Genomic DNA, 3,188 nt, shown 5'->3' with positions numbered 1-3,188 from the left:
GGCGGCGAGGCCGCCGGCCGAGACCAGGGCGGTGGTGGCTGCGGCGTCCCGCAGGAAGCGACGGCGGTCGAGGTTGGGCATGCGGATCTACTCCCCGTGCTCGGGTGATCGGTCGGCACGAGCCAACCAGCGCCCCCGCGTCCCAGTCCAAGATCGAAGGGTGCCAGCTCCCATATGGCATGGCATATCGTGCCTGCTCAACGACTGCCCTTCGGCGCTCGGACGCTCGGAAAACTCAGTCGCCGCGCAGCGCCTCGACGGCCGTGCGGGCGGCCGTTCCCATCGCCAGGTCCACGTCGATCCGGCGCGGGGTCAGCTCGTCGGCGCGGGCGAAGACGGCGATTGCGTACCGGCCGCCGTCGGGATATTCGGCGACGCCGGCCTCCAGGTGCAGGCCGGGCAGGGTGCCGGTCTTGCCGGAGACCCGGACGCCGGGCGGGAAGCCGGCGGCCAGCCGGGTCCAGAAGAGCTGCCGGGCCATCCAGCCGCGGACCATCGCGCAGGCCGCCGGCGGCCCGGCCTCGTCCCGCCAGATCAGGGTGAGCAGCCGGGTGATCTCCCGGGCGGTGCTGCTGGTGGTGTGCGCGGGGTCGAAGACCCGCATCGCCTGGACCCGCTCCGCCGGCAGCGTCGGGAAGATCCGGGCGAACTCCGCCTCGGTCCGCGCCCCCACGTCGGCGAGCATCATCTCGACCAGCTCCCGAGGACCGCCGAGAACGCGGGTGCGGGTGAGGCCCAGCTCGGCGGCGAGCATCGGCAGCAGGTCCGGGCCGACCCGGCGCAGCAGCAGGTCGGCGGCCGTGTTGTCGCTGACCGACATGGCGAAGTACGCGAGGTCGCGCAGCGACACCTCGGCGTCGTCGACGCAGCCGGCCAGCCCCCACCCGCCGAGCCGGTCGGCGGCGGTGACCAGGACCCGTTCGGTGGGGTCGAGCTGGCCGGCGTCGACCTGCCGGGCGAACTCCAGCACCAGCAGGATCTTGAAGATCGACGCGATCACCACCTGCTCGTCGGCCCGCACCCCGACCTGCCGGTCCACCGCGTCCGGGTCGACCGCGTCCACGGCGTCCAGGTCCACGGCGTCCAGGTCCACGGCGTGCAGGCTGGCGGTCACCCCGACGCCCGCGAAGATGGCCTCGATCCGCTCCCTGACGTCCACCCGGGCACGGTATCCAGTGGCGGTGCTCCGCCGCTGGCGTAGGGTCCGGGCCGTGGACCTGCTCCGGCACCTGCGGCACTTCGTGGTGGTCGCCCACGAGCTGCACTTCGGGCGGGCGGCGGATCTGCTCGGGATGGCCCAGCCGCCGTTGAGTCAGTCGATCCAGCGGCTGGAACGGGAACTCGCGGTCGAGCTGTTCGACCGCTCCCGCCGCCAGGTGCGGCTCACCACCGCCGGCGGTCTGCTGCTCGCCGAGGCGGAGGAACTGCTCGCCGGCGAGGGCCGGCTGCGCAACCTCATGGGGCAGGTCCGCGCGGGCGAACTGGGCATCCTGCGTGCGGGTGTGCCGCCGGAGACCCCGGCGGTGACGCTGCGCGCGCTGCTGGACCAGCTCACCGGCCGGGCGCCCGGCCTGGACGTGGAGTTGCACGAGCTGACCACCGCCGAGCAGGTGCGGATGCTCACCGAGCGGCGGTTGGACGTGGGGCTCGTGCACCATCCGGTCGAGGCGGACGGGCTGCGCTTCGGCGCCCCGGTGGACGTACCCCTGGGGGTGTTGCTGCCGCGGACCTCGCCGCTGGCCCGCGGCCGGGAGGTGCCGCTCGCGGCGCTGGCCGGCCTTGACCTGGTGGCCGCGCCCCGGGCCACCGCGCCGGGCTGGCACGACCACCTGCTCACGGTGTGCCGGCGGCACGGGTGGCGGCCGGAGCGGGTGCGGCCGGCACGCAACCCGGAATTCCTGTTCGGGCTGGTGCTGGCCGGCGGTGGGGTGGCCGTGGAGCCGGCGACGCTGGCCCGCCGGGAACCCCGGATCGCGTGGCGACCGATCGCCGACACCTCGCTGACGAAGCGCACCTCGGCGGTCTGGCCGCAACGGTCGGCGCATCCGGCGGCCCCGATGGTCGGGCAGCTCGCCGCCGAGGTGCTGGCCGTCGCCGAGCCGGCGCCGCCCACGCCGCCCTCGGTGCCGGCGGCACGGCCCTGGCCGGTGTTGTTCGACACAACCGGGTGAAGCGGGCCAACGTTGCGCTCGTCACCTCGCGTTGGACGGTGAATCGTCCACCCGCGCGGGTATGGATGATGGGTAACGAAGACGCGAAGGAGCCGCAGTGGCAGTCACGATTCCTGATATCAGCCTGAACGACGGCACCACCATCCCGCAGCTCGGCTTCGGGGTGTTCCAGATCGAGCCGAAGGACACCGTCGCGGCGGTGACCACGGCCCTGGAGACGGGCTACCGGCACATCGACACCGCCGAGATGTACGGCAACGAGGCCGAGGTCGGCGAGGCGATCCGCATGTCCGGCCTCGACCGGGGCGACGTCTACGTGACCAGCAAGCTGAACAACGGCTTCCACCTCCCGGACGACGCGCGCAAGGCGTTCGACTCGACGCTGGCCGCGTTGAAGATGGATTACATCGACCTGTTCCTGATCCACTGGCCGCTGCCGACGCTGTACGACGGCGACTACGTCTCGACCTGGAAGGTGCTGGAGGAGTTCCAGCGCGACGGTCGGGCCCGCTCGATCGGCGTGTCGAACTTCCAGGTGGCGCACCTGCGGCGGCTGGCCGACGAGGCGAGCGTGGTGCCGGCGGTCAACCAGATCGAGGCGCACCCGTACTTCACCAACGACGAGGTCCGCGCCTACGGCCGCGAGCACGACATCGCCACCGAGGCGTGGTCGCCGATCGCGCAGGGCAAGGTGCTCGACGACCCGACGGTGGTCGACATCGCCGAGCAGCTCGGTCGCACCCCGGCCCAGGTGGTACTGCGCTGGCACGTGCAGCGCGGCGACATCATCTTCCCGAAGTCGACCACCCCGAAGCGGATCGAGGAGAACACCCGCATCTTCGACTTCGAGCTGGACGACGCGGCGATGGAGCGGATCACCGCACTGAACAAGGGCGAGGCCGGGCGGCAGGGCCCGAACCCGGACACCTTCGCCTACGTGCCCCGCTGACCTGAGCCCGCCGCCCGGCGGGCACCTGTCCTTCGAGCGCCATACCGCAGAGTCGTCCGGACGACTCT

4 protein-coding genes are annotated in these 3,188 nt (G+C 72.5%); 2 read left to right on the top strand and 2 right to left on the bottom strand.

Annotation, left to right across the window (positions count from 1 at the left end):
- Nucleotides 1-81, bottom strand: an 81-nt coding sequence (locus AB0J68_RS29945) for a twin-arginine translocation signal domain-containing protein (protein WP_363941964.1), incomplete at its 3' end; no start/stop codon positions are given.
- A gap of 154 nt (nucleotides 82-235) precedes the next feature.
- Nucleotides 236-1,159: a serine hydrolase gene (locus AB0J68_RS29940; RefSeq protein WP_354855852.1), complete on the bottom strand. Its 924-nt coding sequence runs from the start codon at nucleotides 1,157-1,159 to the stop codon at nucleotides 236-238.
- Nucleotides 1,160-1,211: 52 nt separating this feature from the next.
- Between AB0J68_RS29940 and AB0J68_RS29935 the strand changes: the two genes are divergently transcribed.
- Nucleotides 1,212-2,171, top strand: coding sequence for a LysR family transcriptional regulator (locus AB0J68_RS29935; RefSeq protein ID WP_354855853.1), 960 nt, complete (start codon nucleotides 1,212-1,214; stop codon nucleotides 2,169-2,171).
- Nucleotides 2,172-2,268: 97 nt separating this feature from the next.
- Complete coding sequence (locus AB0J68_RS29930) at nucleotides 2,269-3,120, top strand: aldo/keto reductase (RefSeq protein ID WP_363941961.1); 852 nt, start codon at nucleotides 2,269-2,271, stop codon at nucleotides 3,118-3,120.
- Nucleotides 3,121-3,188 lie beyond the last annotated feature (68 nt).

Origin of the sequence: Micromonospora sp. NPDC049580, assembly GCF_040675595.1 — a bacterium.
In the GTDB taxonomy this organism is placed as follows: domain Bacteria; phylum Actinomycetota; class Actinomycetes; order Mycobacteriales; family Micromonosporaceae; genus Micromonospora.
Note: the sequence above shows the minus strand (reverse complement) of the source record. Positions and strands in the feature narration are given on the sequence as shown.